Raw genomic sequence first — 19,144 nt, 5'->3', positions numbered from 1 at the left:
TTTTTCAGCAACCACAGGCCCGAACCCGATGTCCAGGTGTTCGGGCCTTTGTCTTTTTCCTGTGGCCCACCATGCAACACCAGAAGATCCTCATCCTTGATTTCGGCTCGCAAGTCACCCAGCTCATCGCACGCCGCGTGCGCGAAGCCCATGTGTACTGCGAAGTGCACCCCTGCGACGTGACGGACGAGTGGGTGCGCGACTACGCCAAGGACGGCTCGCTCAAGGGCATCATCCTCTCGGGCAGCCACGCCAGCGTGTATGAGGACACCACCGACAAGGCCCCCGAAGCGGTGTTCCAGCTCGGCGTGCCCGTGCTGGGCATCTGCTACGGCATGCAGACCATGGCGCACCAGCTCGGTGGCAAGGTCGAAGGCGGCCACAAGCGCGAGTTCGGCTTTGCGGCGGTGCGCGCACGCGGCCACACCGCGCTGCTCAAGGACATTGCCGACTTCACCACGCCCGAAGGCCACGGCATGCTCAACGTGTGGATGAGCCACGGCGACAAGGTCACCGAGCTGCCCCCGGGCTTCAAGCTCATGGCCAGCACCGAGAGCTGCCCCATCGCCGGCATGGCCGACGAAGACCGCCGCTTCTATGCCGTGCAGTTCCACCCCGAAGTCACGCACACCGTGCAGGGCAGGGCGCTGCTGGATCGTTTTGTGCTCGGCATCTGCGGCACCTCGCCCGACTGGGTGATGCGCGACCACATCGCCGAGGCGGTGGAGCAGATCCGCCAGCAGGTGGGCGATGAAGAAGTGATCCTGGGCCTGTCGGGCGGCGTGGACTCGTCCGTGGCCGCTGCGCTGATCCACCGCGCCATCGGTGACCAGCTCACCTGCGTGTTCGTGGACCACGGCCTGCTGCGCCTGAACGAGGGCGACATGGTCATGGACATGTTCGTTGGCAAGCTGCACGCCAAGGTCATCCGTGTGGACGCCAGCGACCTGTTCCTGGGCAAGCTGGCAGGAGTCAGCGAGCCCGAACAAAAGCGCAAGATCATCGGCGGCCTGTTCGTCGATGTGTTCAAGCAGGAAGCTGCCAAGCTCAAGGGTGACGGCGCCAAGGGCGAGACCGGAGGTCGCACCGTCAAAGGCGCGACGTGGCTGGCCCAGGGCACCATTTACCCCGACGTCATCGAATCGGGCGGTGCCAAGAGCAAGAAGGCCGTCACCATCAAGAGCCACCACAACGTGGGCGGCCTCCCCGAGCAACTGGGCCTCAAGCTGCTGGAGCCGTTGCGCGACCTGTTCAAGGACGAGGTGCGCGAACTCGGCGTGGCCCTGGGCCTGCCGCCCGAAATGGTCTACCGCCACCCCTTCCCCGGCCCCGGCCTGGGCGTGCGCATCCTGGGCGAGGTCAAGAAGGAATACGCAGACCTGCTGCGCCGTGCCGATGCCATCTTCATCGAAGAGTTGCGCAACCACGTGGATGAAGCCACCGGCAAGACCTGGTACGACCTCACCAGCCAGGCCTTCACCGTCTTCCTGCCCGTCAAGAGCGTGGGCGTGATGGGCGACGGCCGCACCTACGACTACGTGGTCGCCCTGCGCGCCGTGCAGACCAGCGACTTCATGACCGCCGACTGGGCCGAGCTGCCCTACGCGCTGCTCAAGAAAGTGTCGGGGCGCATCATCAACGAAGTACGCGGCATCAACCGCGTGACCTACGACGTCAGCTCCAAACCACCGGCGACGATTGAGTGGGAGTGATTTGACGTCCTTCGGGGACTATCGCCAGCTATCGAAAAACCGCCGTAACGTGTTGATTTAAAAAGAAATACGTCACGGCAGCTATCGGTGGCTATCGCCGGCCAGCGGAACAGGTTGGCGGTAAATGTGGCGGTAAGAACCGGAGGCCGGACTAAGACCCTCCCGTTCACTATTGAGACCAAACCGGTCTTTGACGGTAAAAGTCTCCTCTGGAAAGCTGATTTCATGCGGCTTTCCGGGCATCAGCAGGTCTCCTGACCCCTGACGGTAAAAGCCGTCACCAACAGGAGGAAAACCTCGATGCTTACCGACACCGCACTGCGCAATTTGAAGCCTAAGTCTTTGACTTATAAGGCTTCTGACCGGGATGGGATGTACGTGACGGTATCGCCTACCGGTACCGTCACCTTCCGCTACGATTACCGTCTCAACGGGCGCCGTGAGACCCTGACCATTGGCCGCTACGGGCCGGCGGGTATTTCACTGGCGATGGCCCGTGAAAAGCTGATCGACGCCAAGAAGGCAGTGGCCCAGGGCAAGTCCCCCGCGCTGGAGAAGCAGCGCGAGAAGCGTCGGCTGACCGCCGCCAAGACCTTTGGCGACGTGACCGAGAAGTGGCTGGCCGGCGCTCGAATGGCCGACAGCACCAAGGCAATGCGCAAGAGCATCGTCGATCGGGACATTCTGCCGGCCTTCCAGAATAGGCAGCTCAACGAAATCACCGCTGATGACCTGCGCGCCCTCTGCAATAAGGTGAAGGCGCGCGGTGCTCCAGCCACTGCGGTACACGTCCGCGACATCGTGAAGCAGGTCTATGCCTTCGCCATCCTGCACGGCGAGAAGGTGGACAACCCGGCTGAGCATGTAGGGGCCGCGTCGATTGCGACCTTCGTGCCGAAGGATCGCGCCTTGTCGCCGCTGGAGATCCGGCTGATGGCGCGGCAGATGGAATCGGTGGCGACCTATCCGACCATCCGGCTGGCGCTGCGCATGATCCTGCTGACCCTGGTGCGCAAGAGCGAGCTGATCCAGGCCACCTGGGATGAGGTCGATTTCGAGAACGCGACCTGGACGATCCCGAAGCAGCGCATGAAGGGACGCAACCCGCATGTGGTCTATCTGTCGCGCCAAGCGCTCGACATCTTCGTGGCCTTGCACACATGCGCGGCCGGCTCCAAGTTCGTGCTGCCGTCGCGCTACGACGCTGATCGCTGCATGTCGAACGCGACCTTGAACCGGGTCACGCAGATCGTCGCGGAGCGAGCGAAGGCTGAGGGCTTGCCGTTGGAGCCTTTCACCGTCCACGATCTGCGCCGCACCGGCTCGACGCTGCTGAACGAAATCGGCTTCAACCGTGATTGGATCGAGAAGTGCCTGGCGCACGAGGACGGGCGGTCCTCGCGCTCGATCTACAACAAGGCCGAGTACGCCGAGCAGCGGCGCCACATGCTGCAGGAGTGGGCCAACATGGTCGATGCCTGGATCGATGGCCAGACCTACGTGCCGAAGCTGATGCCGGAGAACGTGGTGGTGCCGGTACTGAGTGCGACCGTGTGACAGGGGGGATCGCATGCAGATCCTCTTGGAACGTGCCGCCGCTGGGCGGCGGGCGGTTTACCGTTGTCGTAAAAAGATCACTGTGAGTGATCGAATTTCTGATCTATTGAACCGTCGAGTCTTGGCGGGAGTTCGAGAAAGCTGTATTTTGAGCACTATGGGTGATCAAAATACAGGAAAACTGAACCGCCTGCTGGCCGAGCTGGGAGATACGCGCCTGGTTTCCAGCCGCTGGCTGCGGGCGCATGGCTACTCGAACAGCCTCGTCGCACGCTATTTCGGCAGCGGCTGGCTGGCGTCGCCGGCCCGTGGCGTGTATATGCGCCAGGGCGGGCGTCTGCAGTGGGATGGTGTGGTGCGCAGCCTGCAAGCCGGGGAGGGGATGCAGTTGCATTTGGGGGGACGCTTCGCGCTGACCTTGCAGGGGCACGAGCACTACTTGCGCCTGGGCGATGCCGGGACGATTACCCTCTATGGGCCGGAGCGGCCGCCAGGCTGGATGAGCAAGCTGCCGTTGCAGGAGAGCTTCGCGTTCCTCGGCAAGGGTCCGTTCGATCTGCCTACCGTGTCGTTCACGGCCGAGGTGTCCGAGTCCGTGCTGGCCGGGCAGGGGCTGGCGTGGCATCGGATGGACTCGGGTGCCGATTCGGCACTGGTGTGCTCCACGCCCGAGCGGGCCATGCTGGAGCTGTGCGATGGCGTGTCGGATGCGGCGCTGGTGTATGAGGCTGATGCGCTGATGCAGGCGATGACGACGCTGCGGCCGCAGCGTGTCGGTCTGATGCTGCGCCACTGCCGCAGCATCAAGGCGAAGCGGCTGTTCCTGGCCCTGGCCGAACGTCACAAGCATGCGTGGCTGTCTCATGTGCCCCTCGATGGGGTCGAGCTGGGCCGGGGCAAGCGCGCGCTGGTGCCCGGCGGGCGCTTGCATCCGACTTACCAGATCACCTTGCCAGGAGACCTCGATGAGCACCTGGCTTGACCATTGGGATCGGCGCTACACCGACCGGGTGCGGCTGCTGGTCGAGATCCTGCCGGTGCTCGCGCAGGAGCCGCGCTTCGCGCTCAAGGGCGGCACGGCAATTAACCTCTTCGAGCACGACCTGCCGCGCTTGTCGGTGGATATAGATCTGGCTTGGCTGCCTGTCCACGACTACGCCGAGGATGCGAAGCTGATTGCCGAAGCCCTTGGGCGATTGGCCGATGTGCTGCGCGCCCGCCCGTTGCAACTGCAGGTGCAGACCTCGGCGGGCGAGGGCGCAGGTACTGTCACGCGGCTGGTTGCTAGCCGAGGCCGCGCGCGCGTGCAGATCGAGACGACGCCGGTGATGCGCGGCACGGTGCATCCGGTGCGCAGAATGGTGGTGCGCCCGCGGGTGGAGGACGCATTCGGCTTCGCCGAGGTGCAGGTGCTGGATTTCGCCGACCTCTATGCCGGCAAGCTCGCGGCGGCGCTGTCGCGGCAGCATCCGCGCGATCTTTTCGATGTGGGCTTGCTGTTGGAGGACGAGCGGGCGGATGAGATGCTCTGGCGCACCTTTCTCGTGTACCTGACGTGCAGCCCCAAGCCGGCCTGGGAGATGCTGGCGCCTCGCGCGCCTGCGGATTTCGAGGTGACCTTCGAGGCCCATTTCAAGGGCATGACGACCGAGCCCATCGAGGTCGGGGTCTTGCTGGAGATTCGCGAGCGCCTGTTGTCGCGCGTGGCAGCGTGGCTGGATGAGCCGTCGCGCGCCTTTCTGCAATCCATCGAGGGCGAGCAGCCGGATTTCAGCTTGATCGGGCTGCCTCACGCGGCTGATTTACCCGGTGTGCGGCGCAAGCTGCACAACTTGGCGCAGCGCACGGCGGCCAAGCGCGCCGCGGATTGTGGTCAGTTGGCGGACGCACTGGCGCGGATCATGGCGCGCTGATGCGGTGGAAAAGCAAGAAGACGGAGCAATCGCGATGGTTCACGATTTCACACTGGTCTATGCGCTGAATCCTGAGCTGGATTCGCAGGATGAGGTCTTGCGCCGGCTGGCAGGCAGTGACTGTGCCGATGCTACGGTGGGCTGGGGGCGACCTGGACATGCCGCTCTGGCTTTCAGCCGGGAGGCGATGGATCGCAATGCGGCGGTGGCTCTGGCTGTCGCTCAGATGGCGCAGGTCTTGCCGGGCGCGTCGCTAGTCAGGACGAAGGCAGGGGCGCCTTGATATTCACGGAATTGTGTTGAGAACGCTCACCTGACGGGCCGGTACAGGCGTCGCCTGACATCCGGGCCGACAGGTGTGCTGGACTTCGCTGCGCGCGAGGCTCGTTTGCGTTCTTCGATCCATGCCTCGACCTCTTCCAGGTCCCAGACGACGCAGCGGGGCGTGAGCCGGAAGCGCTTGGGGAATTCGCCGCGCTGCTCCATCTCGTAGACCGTTGTCTCGGCCAGGGGGACGATCTGGTGCAGTTCGTGCCGGCGGATGGTGCGGCGGAAAGGTAAGGGCGCTGCCGCTGAAAACTGAGGTATGTCGTCGTAGCCGGCCGTGTTTGGATGCGGTAAGGGGCTTGGGGTCGCTGGCAATGATGTTGGCATGACGATGACCGTGAGCGGATGAATTGTCGCTCATGGTGACTATCACGGGTGATTGGGACAACCTGTCAGGGCGAAGCCCGGAGTAGTGGACAGGCACAATCATTCTTGAATTTGATGCTTGGTTGCGTGTGCTCGGTTTGAGGAGTAGGTATGTACGATTTACACCGTCTTGGATGGAACAGCTTTCAGCAGCTGTGCCTCACCATCGCGAGGGAAGTGCTTGGGCAAACCGTGCAGTCATTTCTGGATTCGAATGACGCAGGGCGAGATGGCGCTTTTGCTGGTAGTTGGACACCGGCAACGGGTGAGGCGCTCAGCGGGAAGTTTGTCATTCAATGCAAATATTCAAGCAAGGCTAGTCAGCTCCTCACAAGGTCCGTCATGGCGGACGAAATACCCAAGGTGCGCAAGCTGGCGGCTGATGGGCTTTGCGATGTCTATGTCCTGATGACGAATGCCGGTGTATCTGCCAAACAGGAGGCGCAGATTAGGGCGGACTTGATCGAACTCGGAGCCATGCATGTGTTGATATATGGGTCTACCTGGATAGAGGACCAGATCAGGGACAACACCCGCCTACGGATGCTTGTGCCCCGTGTATATGGTCTGGGAGACCTGAGTCAAATCCTGGATGAACGGGCCTACTCGCAGGCGCGCGCCGTTCTTGAATCGCTGCGGGAAGACCTGGCCAAGGTTGTCATCACGGATTCCTATCGGAAAGCGGTCAGTGCCCTCGATGAACATGGATTTGTGCTGCTTATCGGAGAACCGGCAGCGGGAAAAACAACCATTGCTTCCATGTTGGCAATGGCTGCGGCTGACAAGTGGAAGTCATCGGTAGTCAAGCTGGTCGACCCGGCCAAGATCGTCGAGCGTTGGAACGTTGACGAACCCTCTCAGTTCTTCTGGATTGACGATGCATTTGGCGTGACGCAGTACGAGTCGCCACTAGTGCAGGGCTGGAACCATTCGCTGGCACAGGTGAAGGCGATGTTGCGTCAAGGGGTCAAGATCGTCATGACCTCACGGAATTACATCTACAACCGTGCGCGTCATGACCTCAAGGAAAGTGCGTTCCCGCTGCTCGGCGAAAGCCAGGTAGTGATCGATGTTCATGACCTATCGGCCTTAGAAAGACAACAGATTTTGTACAACCATCTGAAGCTCGGAAAGCAGCCCACCGCGTTTCGGGCTGATATCAAACCTCACTTAGAAGGCGTGGCAGCACATCCGCGCTTCATTCCAGAGACGGCACGGCGCATCGCGGATCCGCTGTTCACCAAGGACCTCTACGTGGGTGAATACCATCTTGGACAGTTCGTGGAAAAGCGCGAGCAGCTTCTGCTTGAAGTGATCCAGGGATTGGATGCGAACAGCAAGGCCGCGCTCGGCTTGATCTACATGAGGAAAGATCACCTCGAAAGCCCTGTCACCTTACAGGGCACCGAAACGCAAGCACTGGAGCGGCTTGGCAGCACACTGGGAGAGTGCATCACCGCACTCGATGCGCTCAACGGCAGTCTTGTGACCAATGTCCAGGTTGACGACCAGCCGGTGTGGCGTTTCAAGCACCCGACCATCGGCGATGCGTACGCTGCGACTCTGGCTTTCAGTCCTGATTTGCTCGGCATTTTCTTGAGTGGAAGCTCCACGGAGAATCTGACATCCCAGGTCACATGCGGCAACGTCGGCTTTGAAAAGGCGGTTGTTGTTCCGAAGCCGCTCTTCCCGATGATGGTTGCGCGCCTGCGGGAGTTCTCAGCCAGCGATATGTACAAAGTGGAGTGGATGTCTTCGTGGGGGGCGAGATGGACACTCCACCGGTTTCTCGCCAGTCGCTGTTCCAAAGAGTTCTTGGCGTTGTTCCTTGAGCAGTCAGCGGAAACCTTGGAGCGTGTGTCCAAGCCGGGGCTGAGCCTTGGCGCTGTACCTGAGGTTGATCTCGCGGTACGCCTGCATGAGTTCGGGCTCCTTCCCGAGGAGAACCGAAGACAGTTCGTCGAGAACGTTAGCAACTATGCGATTGCGGGTGAGGACACATACGCCTTGAAAGATGCCGGTGTGCGCAGTGTCTTCACAGAAGAAGAATTTGATGAGCTTGTGGAAGCCGCGCGCGCGGACCTACTGCCGAAGCTGCCAGAACTGCGGCTAGAGGTGCAAAACAACCATTCCTCCGACCCTCCGGATGAGCACATGCAAGATATTATCGAATCGTTCAACACCCTCAAGATGCGATTCAGCGGGGATGCAGATGCAGTCAAGCTGATTGAGCGCGAGATAGATCTCGCGAATGAATGGATCGCCGAAACCGAGACGCCCGAACCGAAGAGAAGTCCTCGGACTCTTGGAGCCGTTGAGCCCTCTGAGGAAAAGCACGGCACGCGAAGCATCTTTGACGATATCGATGACGGCGACGTGTGATGACTCGGGCACAAAATTTCGGACAGGCTCAGTCTCCGTAGCGTGCTGAAAGAACCCTGAGCCGCCTATGGTGCTGCGGTAGGTGGCGCGACGGCCGGTCCGGCCTTACGCTTCTTCGCCGTATTCACATTGCGCGCCTCAACTTGTCCGCGCCAAGTTTCCAGCGCCATGATGTCGGCGAGCAGTTCATCGGGTTCGGGGACGGCCACGCCGCCCATGAGCGCTTTGTCGTGCGCATAGTTGGAGCACTTTGTCATGCCCGCGGTTACCCGCGCGTAGTCGTCATCTTCGACTATTACGCCAGCCAGTCGCTGAGTCTCGACGCCTTTTCGGAAACGAAGGATGACTTGGTGTAACAACACCTCCTCTACGGCGCGCTCCCACGCCATGCGCAAGCGGAAGTAGGCATCGATGGTTTGCCGCTTGTGCTCTTGCTCTTCGCCATCCTTGTAAAGCTTTGCAATGCCTTGGTGTTGAGCTTTCAGGGCGTTGATTCGCTTGCTTGCCGTTTTCCCCTCAAATGGAAGATCCGGGTCCGCAACCCCGAAACCCTCTGCGCGGCGGGTCAGGCTTTGGGTAGCGATGGGGACACCGGCCAACTTCGCTTCTTCGACGAGCAGGCACAGGAAATAGATGTCGTGGGTAAATACGACGACCTGCCGTTGTGCTGCCTCGGCGGTCAGGCGCTTTGCCACACGTTCGCGCCGACGATGATCGAGTGACGATACGGGATCATCAAACACGATGCCGCCATTGCCTCCGCTTAAGCCAACCTCGGCAAGGAAAGAACCGACCGCGATTGCACGTTGCTCCCCTTCGCTCAAGATGTCCCCTGGACTGCGGCTTTGCGGCAGTTCCAGCTTGAGCTTGTGCAGGGCCTTGCCCCGATCCGACCGGCTTTGCAGCGAAACGCGCAGCGTGCCGACACCGAGCGCCTTGAATTCGCGGTTCAGCGATTCGGCCAGTTCCTTCGACACGACCTTTTCCGCCAACTCCGATGCCTTCAACGAAATGGCGTTGGTCTTCACGGCAGACAGGCACTTCGTGAGCTTGGCCTGGTGGGCGAGTCGATTGACTGCTGTGGTGACAGCATCCTTGACTTGACTCAGTCGTACCCGCGCATCCAGTTCCAGGAACTGTTTCTGTAGGGCTGCACGGGCCTTTTCGTCTGAGGCTTTCTCCAAGGTCTCCACTTCGGCATTCAGCTTGTTCGCCAAAGCCTGAAGCCGTTCGGCTGGATTGAACAAGGGTTGGTTGACGCCATCCCACTGGTGCGAGATCACTGCCGCTTTGATGGCTTCCTGGCGAGCGGTCAGGAGCGGCTCGAACGCCTTGGCATCGGCGGCCAACTGCGGGTCCAGGGCCTCGATTTCTCCATGCGTCACGTCGTCTAGATTCAGCGTGAGAACCTGTGCAGCGAAGGGCTTGTATTCGGCGTACAGGGCCGCACGACGCGCCTGGGAGGTTTTTTCCACCTCCTGTTGAATGAAGGCTTCGAAGCGCAGCAAGCGGTCAGCACCTTCGGCGAGCGCTTGCTGACAGAGAGGGCAGGGTGCGTCCGCACCCAATTCGGGGAACGTTTTGTCAGGGTGGGATTCGATGGCAAACTTGCGCGCCGCCTCGAAAAGTTCGCGCCATGTCTCGCCGCCGGTGCCTGGCAGCATGTTTTCGCCTTCCTTGAACTGCTTCGCCGCGAGGGCGGCTGCAGCTTGCGCCGTGCGATAGCTGTCTGCCAGGGCTTTCAGTTTGGCGACGACAGCTTGATCTACTTGTGCGCCTTTGCTGGCCGCATTCGTTGCAATGGCTGCGACACGGCGGGCGCGCAATCGCAATTGCGCAGCTTTCTCCTTCGGGTTGTTCTCCTTCAGGCTCTTGTCCAGGGACGCATGCTGGGCAAGTTCCTCCGGAGTCAAAGTCGCGAGCGCATCAATCTGGACCTGAGTTGTCTTGGCGGAAAGCGACGCGATCAGCTTGCCGACGAGCGTGTCTCCCTGCAGGGGAGCAAAGGCGGAAAGATCAGCGGCAGATTGAGCGTACTCGGTCTCGATCGCCGTCTTCAAATGCTTGCAGACTTTAGCCAGGCCCTCGAATACATCGAGCCCGTAGGGTACATACGAAAAATCGTCTTCACTATCGAGGTAGGCACGGGCGCAACGCGAGTCGAAAATCGCAAACGACGACAGCGCTGCAGGGGCCGCCTTGCCGTGTTGCCAGTGTGCGTCTTGCGCAACCCCGTCGACAGCGATCTCGAAAGTGGCTTCCGGAGTTCCTGCCTTGCCCGCAGGCAAGTTGGCGTTCGGATGAATGGCCTCCGACTGATCGCGCGCACGGCATGCGCGTTTGAGAACGCGGGAGTAGCCCGATTTTCCTGACCCGTTATCGCCATAGATGACGGTCATGCCGGAGGCGCTGAAGGGTAGATGTTGGTTCTCGGCAATCGCGTTGACGTGCCGCATGTTCTTGATGGCCCGCAGCTCAACGTGAGTCGTCACTTGAACCGGGGCGGGAATCTGTTCGGCGGTCAGTGGCTTGGGCTTACGGTCTTTGGGATCCGGAATGCCATGTGCCGCCTTGAGTAGCGCGAGCAGATCATTCTGGTCTTCCATCGCGAGTGTCTGCTTGGCAAGCAAACGTGCCACGGCATCGCTCTGCCATTCGGGCAACCCTTTGGTCCAGTTCAGTATCTCCTGCAATATTGACATGGGCCTCCTCCCGTAGTTGTCGTGTTTGTCGCCCAGAAGCTCCCTCGTCTGGCTGCGCTGCCTGCGGGGATTTTTCTGTTTCAAGTAGAAATATTACGGCGTCCTGGCGGTTCACCGCCAAACTTGCAGGCTGCGCTCCGTGCTTCATGCCGAATCGCGGCCATCCGGCCTTGATCCCATGACGCCTCGGGCCTAGTGAAGCGGCGGAGTATGGGCGCTTGCTGTTTCCCTATCGTGCCACGGCGTGCTCGCGGTCAAGGGCGGCGCGTGCTTGCACGCTTGCGGCCTGCGGCCGTCGTGGACCCCTGACAGCTTGCGCTGCGCCGTGACCCGGAAGGGCTGGGCAACTTCGCCCGGCATCCTTCAGGAGTTCAGCATGAACTACCCATTCATCACAGACGAGCAGCGTTCGCTGCTGCTGGCCAACGGCCAGGAATACATCGAAACCCCGGACTTCGATCCGCCTCCTGTGGTCAAACTGTTCACGCCCGACGCCGGCGCAACCTGGCTGCTAACTGAGATCGATTCTGACAACCACGACCATGCATTCGGGCTTTGCGACCTGGGCCTGGGGATCCCTGAGCTGGGTTGGGTCAGCTTGGCCGAACTGGCTTTGGTGCGTGGACGCCTGGGTCTGCCAATCGAGCGTGATCTGCACTTTCGTGCGGAGAAGCGATTGAGCGCCTATGTGCGTGATGCACGACACGCTGGCCGAGTCGTCCACTGATATGACATGGGGCGTCGCAAGATGCCCTGTTCAAGATCTCAGCAGATCAGGTAGGCAGTCGGCGAAGGCCGGCTGGATCTTGCTGATGGGGTTGGCCACCGCCTCATCTCCGGTGAGGACTGCCATCGTCATGCCCGTCATGGTGGTCAGGCCGTTGGAGTTGCGCAGCACCTGCAGTGCGAGATCAACGGGAAAGCCGTCAGCGTTGCGCCGCAGCGGATGGATGCCGCCATGCACGAATGAGTTCATGGCGTGCCAAGACACGTCCTTGAAGTGCGACAGCATCTGGTGCGCTGCCGGTGGCACACCTTGTCCGATCCGCTTGCCGATCTGGTCGATCATTTCGCTTGCGCCGGGCAGGTTCTTGGCTGCCTGCTCGCTCGCGAGCGTCAGAGGAGCCATCAGCTTGCCGATCGTCGCATCGCTGGCGGCATAGAGCAGCCACATCGCCCGCGTCAGGGCCTCGAACTGCAGACGCATGAGGCTGACGGCCGAGGTCGGCAGTCGTAACGCCATCAGGGCGCGCAATGCGATCGCATGTTCCATGGCGACCAGACACATGCCTAGAGTGGCTTCGCCACGGGGCGAGCCGTAGAACTCGGCGTCGCCCAGCAGCGCGTCCAGCCGTTCATGCAATGCGCCCGAGCGCTGGAGCATGTGCTCCAGCGGATCGTCACTTGGGATGCCGGGTTCTTCCATGCGGGGATAGTCAGAAGATGCCTTCGGGTTCTTTCCAACGCCAGCGGGCGCAGTCACCAGGGCTTCCAGCGTGGCGGCCGTGCCCGTGGCAGTTCGGCCAGAAGGCACACCTTCGGCAGCGGATGTGGCGCATCGTTCATGGGCATGCCAAAGCGGCGGCGCACTTCGCGCTCCAGTTCGTGCGCCATGCCGCGCGCGTCCCTTTCTCCACCCAGCGCTCGCTGTCTCCATTCGCGGGCTTGGGCACTCAGTTCCTCGTCTTGTAGCTCTCGTATGTCCATCGTGGATGTCATTGTGCCGGGAGACGCACCGCCTTCGCCCAGTTACTCGGACTGCGGGTTTCGGCCATAGCCGTTGGCAAGACGCGGTGCCATCTCGGCGAACAGCACGCCGAGCACCGCGTCATAGCGCCCGGGCCGCAGGTGCGTCTCGTCGCCAGCGTTCACCTTGTCGATGACGCTTTGTCGCCAGGAACCATAGCGCTCGACTTGCCCTGGGGTGAGCCGAGCGTCCAGACCGTAGGCCTTGACGGCCATGAGATACAGCGTGTGCCAGTGCTGGTAGCCGGGCGTGCTCTGCATGATGGCGTTGAGCACTTGGTAACCCGTGCTGAATGCATAGCCGATGCCCCGGTTGTGCTGGATCGACAGCAGCCGCGAAACGATGCCGGCGCCACCCACCATCTCGTGGTCGGCACCGCCTGGATAACCATGCGCAGCCAGGGCTTCCGCTGCCTCCATGAGCCGCAGCCAGGGCTCGCTGTCTTCCCGCAATGGCTCGGGTTCTGGGCCCGGCCCCCGATGTGCACGCCGGGCTTTGTTGATGCGGGTGTTGGTGTCGAGGAATTCCGTGGCGGCGGCCAGATAAATCCTGGCCCACTCCGACGCCGGCGTCGCGAGCAAGCGGGGGCGTCGCAGCTCGGCCAGGCGCTCCTGAAACCTTACCGTGACTGGATGCTGGTCCAGTTTCGTTTCGAGGATCTGGTGGCGCCACCGCAGGGCAGGGTGATGCACCCAGCGCTTGCCGATGGTTTCGTTCACCACCAGGTGGCGCAGACCTTCCCGGGTCACCCGGCCACCGAGCGAGCCGATGTCGATTTCCAGCGTCGGCATGTCGAGTGCCTGGATACGGCGCAGCTTCTCCTGATCGATGCCGTGGGTCACGGTAACTTCAATCAGCAAGGTCTGGGGCCAGCGCTGGCTGCTGTGGGTGTCCTCCACCAACTCTTCGAAGGCATCGTCGAGCCAAGTCTCTGTGACGCCGTAAATATACGGTCGAGGTTCGCGGAGGGTGCAGATGACATCGGGCACGATGCTGCCTTGGCGCTCTTCCAATTGGGTCTTTTCCAGCGACAGCGTCGTGGATCCTGCCATCCACTGAACGCGAAGCGTGTTGTCCTCCCATTCGCCGCTGAATTCTTCCGGGGCGTAGCGGGTCACTTTGAGCTCGAGGCTGGGCGTTGCAATTTGGGAGGCCTGTTCCAGGATCGCCTTGACTTCACTGTGCAACAGCGTCTCGCGGCGCCATTGCAGCGCAATGGACGGCTCCAGGTCCGGGGGCAGATACTGATGGAACTGTGCTTCGTCTGCGGCTTCCCAGGCATCCATGGCCTCGCGCGCGGCCTGCTGGGCCTGCGCGCTCGCGGCCGCTTGCAACGCCTGGTCGTCCCAGTGCGCGCACCAGCGGATGTCGGGAAGCAGGCGCAGGCGCGCGCGGATCTCGTCCGGCGACATCATCGCGATGGCGGGATCGGAGAGGAACAGGGTGACGATGGCCCGCCCTTGGCCGTCGCTGCCGGCATCGCGCTGCCCCGTGAGGTCGACCAGGAATTCGCGGCCGTCATCCAGCGTCAACAGCGCGGTGGCGTGGTCGTGGAGCACCGCGCTGGTGATGGAGACGCGCTCTGCGCGCTTCTCAGCCCAGCCTTCATAGCCCTGGCCGCTGAAGCCGATGGCGTTGGCCGACATCCGGCGCCTGGGCAGATCGATGAAGCCCCGTTCCTGCAGATGCCGGATCGCGGCCAGTCGCGCGGCAACGAGGGTGCAGTCATCTTTCTGGGCGCCCTTGGGGTGACGGAAGTGCGCTGTGGGGTTCCTCCGCAGGGGTTGCCCTGCCAACACCGGCGTCAGCGACAGGTCGCAGGCCGGGCATTGGCATTCAGCGCTTGCGTCGATGACCTCAGCGTCGTGGATGTAGCGCGGTTCGCCGGTGCGCGAGTCGTGCGCCCATGTCAGCGGCACAGTGTCGGCATGCGGCGTGGGACGCGCCGGTGCGGCTTCGGTGTCCACCCGCCAGATGCTCGCGTCGTATGCCATTGCCGCCCTTTCGTTGCTGGAACATCACTTGGCACCTTCGCGCTCGCGTTGACGCAGACGCTTCACGTAGGGGCCGTCCACCATGCTATCCGCGTCGAGATCCAGCGCGCAGTTCACCAGGATGGCGAACGTGCTGTCGCTGATCTGCAGCCCATGGGGAAGGGGGCCGAAACTCCGTGCGCTGTTCTCTTCGATGCTCGCGAAGAGGGCCTTGAAGAAATCGGCCAGAGAAGCCCGCGAGGCGGCCGTTGCTGCCGCCGTCAAAGGGTCGGATGCCTGTGCAACCGCCGTCGCGGCATCGCGAGCCAGCTCACGGGCGAAGTCGCTCAACGTGGGCCAGTACTTGAGATCGAACTGTCCTTGCAGATTTTCGAGACGCTCCTGCACATAGTTTCTGAACCCGTAGTTCTGCTGGGCGGATGCCTGGATCACATCACAAACGTGGTAGTGCGTATCCGTCCGGAAGCCTGACGTGTTGCCGAGATCCGAGCGCTGCTGAAGCAGTTCAGCCAGTTCGGCAGCCTGCTTGGCAATCTGCTGGTTCACCTTGGTGAGTTCGCTCCGCGCATTGCGCGCTTCCGCGATCTTCTCGGGATTCCAAAGTGCTGCCGCAGTCAGAACCAGTCCCAGACATGTCTTGAGGGCGTGCGGATGCTGGTGCAGCTTGCTGTGCAGCTCCTCGTAGGCCGGGGTCATTTCCAGGCCTCTCGCCAGAAGCCGATCCGCCACGGCGCTTTCGCTGGGCAGGATGTGATGCTCGGCGTTGTGCCGCTTTTCCTCCATGAGAAGCTCTTCGCAGACGTTCTTGGGGGAGGCGGGGGAATGCAATGTCATGGACGGTCTTGGCTGGTGGACATGCTGGCAGCATATTGAAGCACTCTGGTTCTGTCGGTACCTGAAACGCTGTTGCGAAGTCCTGCACCAGGTACATCGGCACTCCAGGGCGTCATGGGCGTCCCCGGCCAATGGCATATGGCCGGTCGCGCTCTCGTGCTGGCGCATCGAGCCGCCTGCGGCGTCTCGCCCCCCTTACGGGCTTCGATCGTTCCCTCGCTCCGCTCGGCTGACGCCTCCGGCCCGGCTTCCAGATCCGGGCCTGCGCGCTTCGCTTGCCGTGCGGTCTGCGGCGGAAGGGGCCGTTGCCATGTCCAGCCGTCTTCCCTGACCCCATCACCTTGTCCGCGACCGTAGCCCGCTCCCGAGTGCCATCAAGGCGCGCAGGGCCGTGTCCTCGCTGCGCTGCGGGCCGCACCCACCCTGCGCTTGCTTCCTTGACGGCCCCCGTCCGCGCGCTCCTTTGGCCGCGGGCGATGAACTCAGGAAAGACGGTGGCAACAGGGCCAACCGGGTTCCTCGTGCCGACCGCACCGAACAGCCATAAAGGCTGGGCTCCGAATCTAGGAATCCGGTGTGCGGTTTTCTTCAACAGCCTTTTTGTTCAGGAGAACGACATGCTTGCAACCCGTTTTGCTTCCCACTCCTCCGCGCTGCGCAGCGAAACCCCGCTGTCCGATGACCAGATTCGCAGGGTGGCCCCGTCCATCTTCGCGGATGCCCCGCATGAGAGCCGTTCCGAGCGATACGCCTACATCCCCACGGCTGCCGTGTTGACCGAGCTTCGAAAGGAAGGGTTTCAACCCTTCATGGTGTGCCAGACCCGCGTGCGCAACGAGGGCCGGCGCGAGCACACGAAACACATGCTGCGCCTGCGCCATGCCAACCAGATCAACGCCCGCGAAGCCAACGAAATCATCCTGCTGAACTCGCACGACGGCACGAGCAGCTATCAATTGCTGGGCGGCATGTTCCGCTTCGTGTGCAGCAATGGCCTTGTCTGCGGCGACACCGTGGGCGATGTGCGCGTGCCCCACAAAGGCGACGTGGCCGGGCATGTCATCGAGGGCGCCTATCAGGTGCTGGGCGGCTTCGAGCATGCGCAGGCATCGCGCGAATCCATGCAGGCCATCACGCTGGACGCCGGTGAATCGGAAGTGTTCGCCCGCGCCGCGCTGGCCCTAAAGTACGACGACCCGACCAAGCCCGCGCCCATCACGGAATCGCAAATCCTGATGCCGCGCCGCTTCGATGACCGCCGCCCCGACCTGTGGAGCGTGTTCAACCGCACGCAGGAGAACCTGACCAAGGGCGGATTGCATGGTCGCGCCGCCAATGGCCGCAGGCAACAGACCCGCCCCGTGCAGGGCATTGATTCCGACATTCGCCTGAACCGTGCTCTGTGGCTGCTGGCCGATGGCATGCGCGCCCTCAAAGCCTGACCCCCTCTGACGTTTTTCCCGCCGGAGGGGCGGTTTCCCCCCCATTCCCTTGTTTCACTTGATTGGAGATTCACCATGAACGCCGTTACCACCACCGAAGCCCGCGCCGTCCACACCGCAGCCAACAGCGCCGCGAACGTGTTGCAAGCCGCCGATCCGAGCAAGCACATGATTCTGGTGCCGCTGTCGCGGCTGGTGTCGCGCCCCACGGGCCGCAATGTGCGCAAGACCGTCCCGCGCATGTCCATCCCCGAGCTGGCCGCGAGCATCCAGCGCGTGGGCCTGCTGCAAAACCTGATCGTGATTCCCGCCGCACAACGTGAGGAAGGTGGCGAGCATTACGAGGTGGTGGCAGGTGGCCGTCGCCTCGCAGCCCTCAAGCTGCTGGCGAAGAAGCACCGCATCGCCAAGGATTGGCAAGTGCCTTGCCTGCAGGTGGCCGATGGCACGGCCCGCACCGCCAGTCTCACGGAAAACGTGCAGCGCGAAGCCATGCACCCGGCAGACCAGTTCGAGGCTTTTGCCGCACTGGTGGCCGAGGGCCGGCCCATCGAGGACATTGCAGCGGATTTCTCCGTCACGCCGCTGGTGGTGCAGCGCCGCTTGAAGCTGGCGAATGTCTCGCCGCGCCTGATGGCGGACTATCGGGCCGATGCCGTGAGCCTTGACCAGCTGATGGCCCTGGCCGGGACGGATGACCATGCGGCACAGGAAGCTGCCTATTACGACGCCCCGCAATGGCAGCGCCAACCGTCCGCGCTGCGCGAACGCCTCACCGAGCGCGAGATTGATGCTTGCCGCCATCCGCTGGTGCGCTTCGTCGGGCTGGATGCTTACGAGGCCGCAGGCGGTGGCATCCGCCGTGACCTGTTCGCGGAAGGTGACGCGGGCGTGTATCTGACCGATGCCGCGCTGCTGGAGCGGCTGGCGCAAGACAAGCTGGCGGGCATCGCTGCCGAGGTGAAGACCGAGGGCTGGGCTTGGGCCGATGCCACGCCGGGCATGACCCATGCCGACCTGCACGCCTTCCAGCGTGCGCCGAGAGAGCGGCGCGAGCCGAACAAACGCGAAGCACAGCGCATCGAGAAGCTGCAAGCCAAGATGCAGGAGGTGGCCGAAGCCATTGATGCGGCGACGGACGACGACGACGAGGACAAGGCCGATGCTCTGCAAGAGGAAGGCGAGCGGCTGGGCGAACAGTTGCAGGCGCTGGAGGATGGCTTGCAGGGGTACGGCGCGAACGTGAAGGCCGCAGCCGGTGCCATCGTGACCATCAACCGCAACGGCGAGGCCGTGATTCATCGAGGGCTGCTGCGCGAGGCCGAGGCCAAGGCGCTGCGCACGCTGGAAAAGCTGCGCCAGGGTTTCAGTGGCCTGGACGCCGCGAACGACGACGAAGGCGAGGAAGACGAGCAACCCAAGGCCGCAGCAATTTCCGACCGGCTGGCCCACCGCCTGAGCGCCCACCGCACCGCCGCACTGCAAATCGAGGTGGCGCAGCACCCGCACGCGGCGCTGGCTGCGCTGGTGCATGGCATGGTGCAGACCGTCTTGCGGGGCCGCTACTACGGCCCGAGCAATGGTTCCATGCCGCTGGGCGTGCGCCTCACGGTGCAAGACCGGCTGGAAGGCATGGCCCCGGACTGGCCCGAGTCTCCCGCCGCCGTGGCGCTGCGCGAATTGCAGCAGGCATGGGGCGGCAAGCTGCCCGAGGACAGCGCCGCACTGTTCGCCGCGCTGCTGGCGATGGAGCAAGGCGAGCTGGTCCAACTGCTGGCCGTGTGCGTGGCGGGGGCCGTGGACGTGGTGACGCCGCGCGCCACGGCACAGCAGCCCGGCGCGGAACTGGCGCAGGCCGTGGGTCTTGACATGGCCGCATGGTGGCAACCCACCGCAGAAGGCTACTTCAAGCACATTCCGAAGGCGGCGGTTTTGCAAGCCGTGGGCGAGTTCGCGCCCGAGAGCGTCCACCGGCTGGCAAAGCTCAAGAAGGCCGACATTGCCAGCGAGGCCGAGCGGCTGGCGAAGGGGACGGGTTGGATGCCTGCCATCTTCAAGAAGGCAGACGCACCCGAGGAAAGCCCGCAGGTTGCGCAGCAGAACGGCGCGCAAGAAGCCGCCACCGTGACGCATGAACCTGCCGAGGCATTGGCCGCCTGACCCATGCC

The 19,144-nt window shown here is 62.6% G+C and carries 15 protein-coding genes; 9 read left to right on the top strand and 6 right to left on the bottom strand.

Going from position 1 to position 19,144, the window contains the following annotated elements; genetic code table 11:
- The first annotated feature begins 71 nt into the window (after nucleotides 1-71).
- The 5 genes from guaA to AC1RDS_RS05850 all read left to right on the top strand — a co-directional run bounded on the left by guaA (nucleotide 72) and on the right by AC1RDS_RS05850 (nucleotide 5,465).
- Nucleotides 72-1,712 (top strand): glutamine-hydrolyzing GMP synthase, encoded by a 1,641-nt coding sequence (gene guaA, locus AC1RDS_RS05870; protein WP_092696630.1) that lies wholly within the window; start codon nucleotides 72-74, stop codon nucleotides 1,710-1,712.
- Between the two features lie 300 nt (nucleotides 1,713-2,012).
- Nucleotides 2,013-3,269, top strand: coding sequence for a tyrosine-type recombinase/integrase (locus AC1RDS_RS05865; RefSeq protein WP_060983847.1), 1,257 nt, complete (start codon nucleotides 2,013-2,015; stop codon nucleotides 3,267-3,269).
- A gap of 157 nt (nucleotides 3,270-3,426) precedes the next feature.
- Nucleotides 3,427-4,251, top strand: a complete 825-nt coding sequence (locus AC1RDS_RS05860) for a type IV toxin-antitoxin system AbiEi family antitoxin domain-containing protein (protein WP_060983848.1) — start codon at nucleotides 3,427-3,429, stop codon at nucleotides 4,249-4,251.
- Nucleotides 4,235-5,182: a nucleotidyl transferase AbiEii/AbiGii toxin family protein gene (locus AC1RDS_RS05855; protein ID WP_060983849.1), complete on the top strand. Its 948-nt coding sequence runs from the start codon at nucleotides 4,235-4,237 to the stop codon at nucleotides 5,180-5,182. Before AC1RDS_RS05860 ends, AC1RDS_RS05855 begins: the two co-directional genes overlap by 17 nt.
- Before the next feature lie 4 nt (nucleotides 5,183-5,186).
- Nucleotides 5,187-5,465 carry a transcriptional regulator gene (locus AC1RDS_RS05850; RefSeq protein WP_244138381.1) on the top strand — a complete coding sequence of 93 codons (279 nt, stop codon included), beginning with the start codon at nucleotides 5,187-5,189 and terminating at the stop codon, nucleotides 5,463-5,465.
- 26 nt (nucleotides 5,466-5,491) lie between these two features.
- Here AC1RDS_RS05850 and AC1RDS_RS05845 read toward each other — a convergent pair whose 3' ends face one another.
- Nucleotides 5,492-5,836 (bottom strand): helix-turn-helix transcriptional regulator, encoded by a 345-nt coding sequence (locus AC1RDS_RS05845; RefSeq protein ID WP_060983851.1) that lies wholly within the window; start codon nucleotides 5,834-5,836, stop codon nucleotides 5,492-5,494.
- A 150-nt stretch (nucleotides 5,837-5,986) separates the two neighbouring features.
- Between AC1RDS_RS05845 and AC1RDS_RS05840 the strand changes: the two genes are divergently transcribed.
- Complete coding sequence (locus AC1RDS_RS05840) at nucleotides 5,987-8,257, top strand: nSTAND3 domain-containing NTPase (RefSeq protein ID WP_269196843.1); 2,271 nt, start codon at nucleotides 5,987-5,989, stop codon at nucleotides 8,255-8,257.
- A gap of 65 nt (nucleotides 8,258-8,322) precedes the next feature.
- Here AC1RDS_RS05840 and AC1RDS_RS05835 read toward each other — a convergent pair whose 3' ends face one another.
- Entirely contained in the window at nucleotides 8,323-10,959 is a 2,637-nt protein-coding gene (locus tag AC1RDS_RS05835; RefSeq protein WP_296337643.1) for an AAA family ATPase, read from the bottom strand.
- Nucleotides 10,960-11,335: 376 nt separating this feature from the next.
- Here AC1RDS_RS05835 and AC1RDS_RS05830 point away from each other — a divergent pair, with 376 nt between their 5' ends.
- A complete protein-coding gene (locus AC1RDS_RS05830; RefSeq protein ID WP_492226737.1) occupies nucleotides 11,336-11,686 on the top strand; it encodes a DUF2958 domain-containing protein in 351 nt (116 codons plus the stop codon).
- A gap of 30 nt (nucleotides 11,687-11,716) precedes the next feature.
- Here AC1RDS_RS05830 and AC1RDS_RS05825 read toward each other — a convergent pair whose 3' ends face one another.
- The 4 genes from AC1RDS_RS05825 to AC1RDS_RS05810 form a co-directional block, all read right to left on the bottom strand.
- Nucleotides 11,717-12,385, bottom strand: coding sequence for a DUF6988 family protein (locus tag AC1RDS_RS05825; RefSeq protein ID WP_296337641.1), 669 nt, complete (start codon nucleotides 12,383-12,385; stop codon nucleotides 11,717-11,719).
- Nucleotides 12,386-12,438: 53 nt separating this feature from the next.
- A complete protein-coding gene (locus tag AC1RDS_RS05820) occupies nucleotides 12,439-12,573 on the bottom strand; it encodes a hypothetical protein (RefSeq protein ID WP_296337639.1) in 135 nt (44 codons plus the stop codon).
- A gap of 135 nt (nucleotides 12,574-12,708) precedes the next feature.
- Nucleotides 12,709-14,700, bottom strand: coding sequence for a hypothetical protein (locus AC1RDS_RS05815; RefSeq protein ID WP_492226736.1), 1,992 nt, complete (start codon nucleotides 14,698-14,700; stop codon nucleotides 12,709-12,711).
- 24 nt (nucleotides 14,701-14,724) lie between these two features.
- Entirely contained in the window at nucleotides 14,725-15,534 is an 810-nt protein-coding gene (locus tag AC1RDS_RS05810; RefSeq protein WP_296728486.1) for a hypothetical protein, read from the bottom strand.
- A 617-nt stretch (nucleotides 15,535-16,151) separates the two neighbouring features.
- Here AC1RDS_RS05810 and AC1RDS_RS05805 point away from each other — a divergent pair.
- Together AC1RDS_RS05805 and AC1RDS_RS05800 are read left to right on the top strand one after the other, a co-directional pair.
- Nucleotides 16,152-16,976, top strand: coding sequence for a DUF932 domain-containing protein (locus tag AC1RDS_RS05805; RefSeq protein ID WP_296337632.1), 825 nt, complete (start codon nucleotides 16,152-16,154; stop codon nucleotides 16,974-16,976).
- A gap of 75 nt (nucleotides 16,977-17,051) precedes the next feature.
- Nucleotides 17,052-19,136: a ParB/RepB/Spo0J family partition protein gene (locus tag AC1RDS_RS05800; RefSeq protein WP_296337629.1), complete on the top strand. Its 2,085-nt coding sequence runs from the start codon at nucleotides 17,052-17,054 to the stop codon at nucleotides 19,134-19,136.
- The last annotated feature ends 8 nt before the right edge of the window (nucleotides 19,137-19,144 follow it).

The sequence above is a fragment of the Acidovorax sp. GW823-FHT02H02 genome (assembly GCF_058797075.1).
Note: the sequence above shows the minus strand (reverse complement) of the source record. Positions and strands in the feature narration are given on the sequence as shown.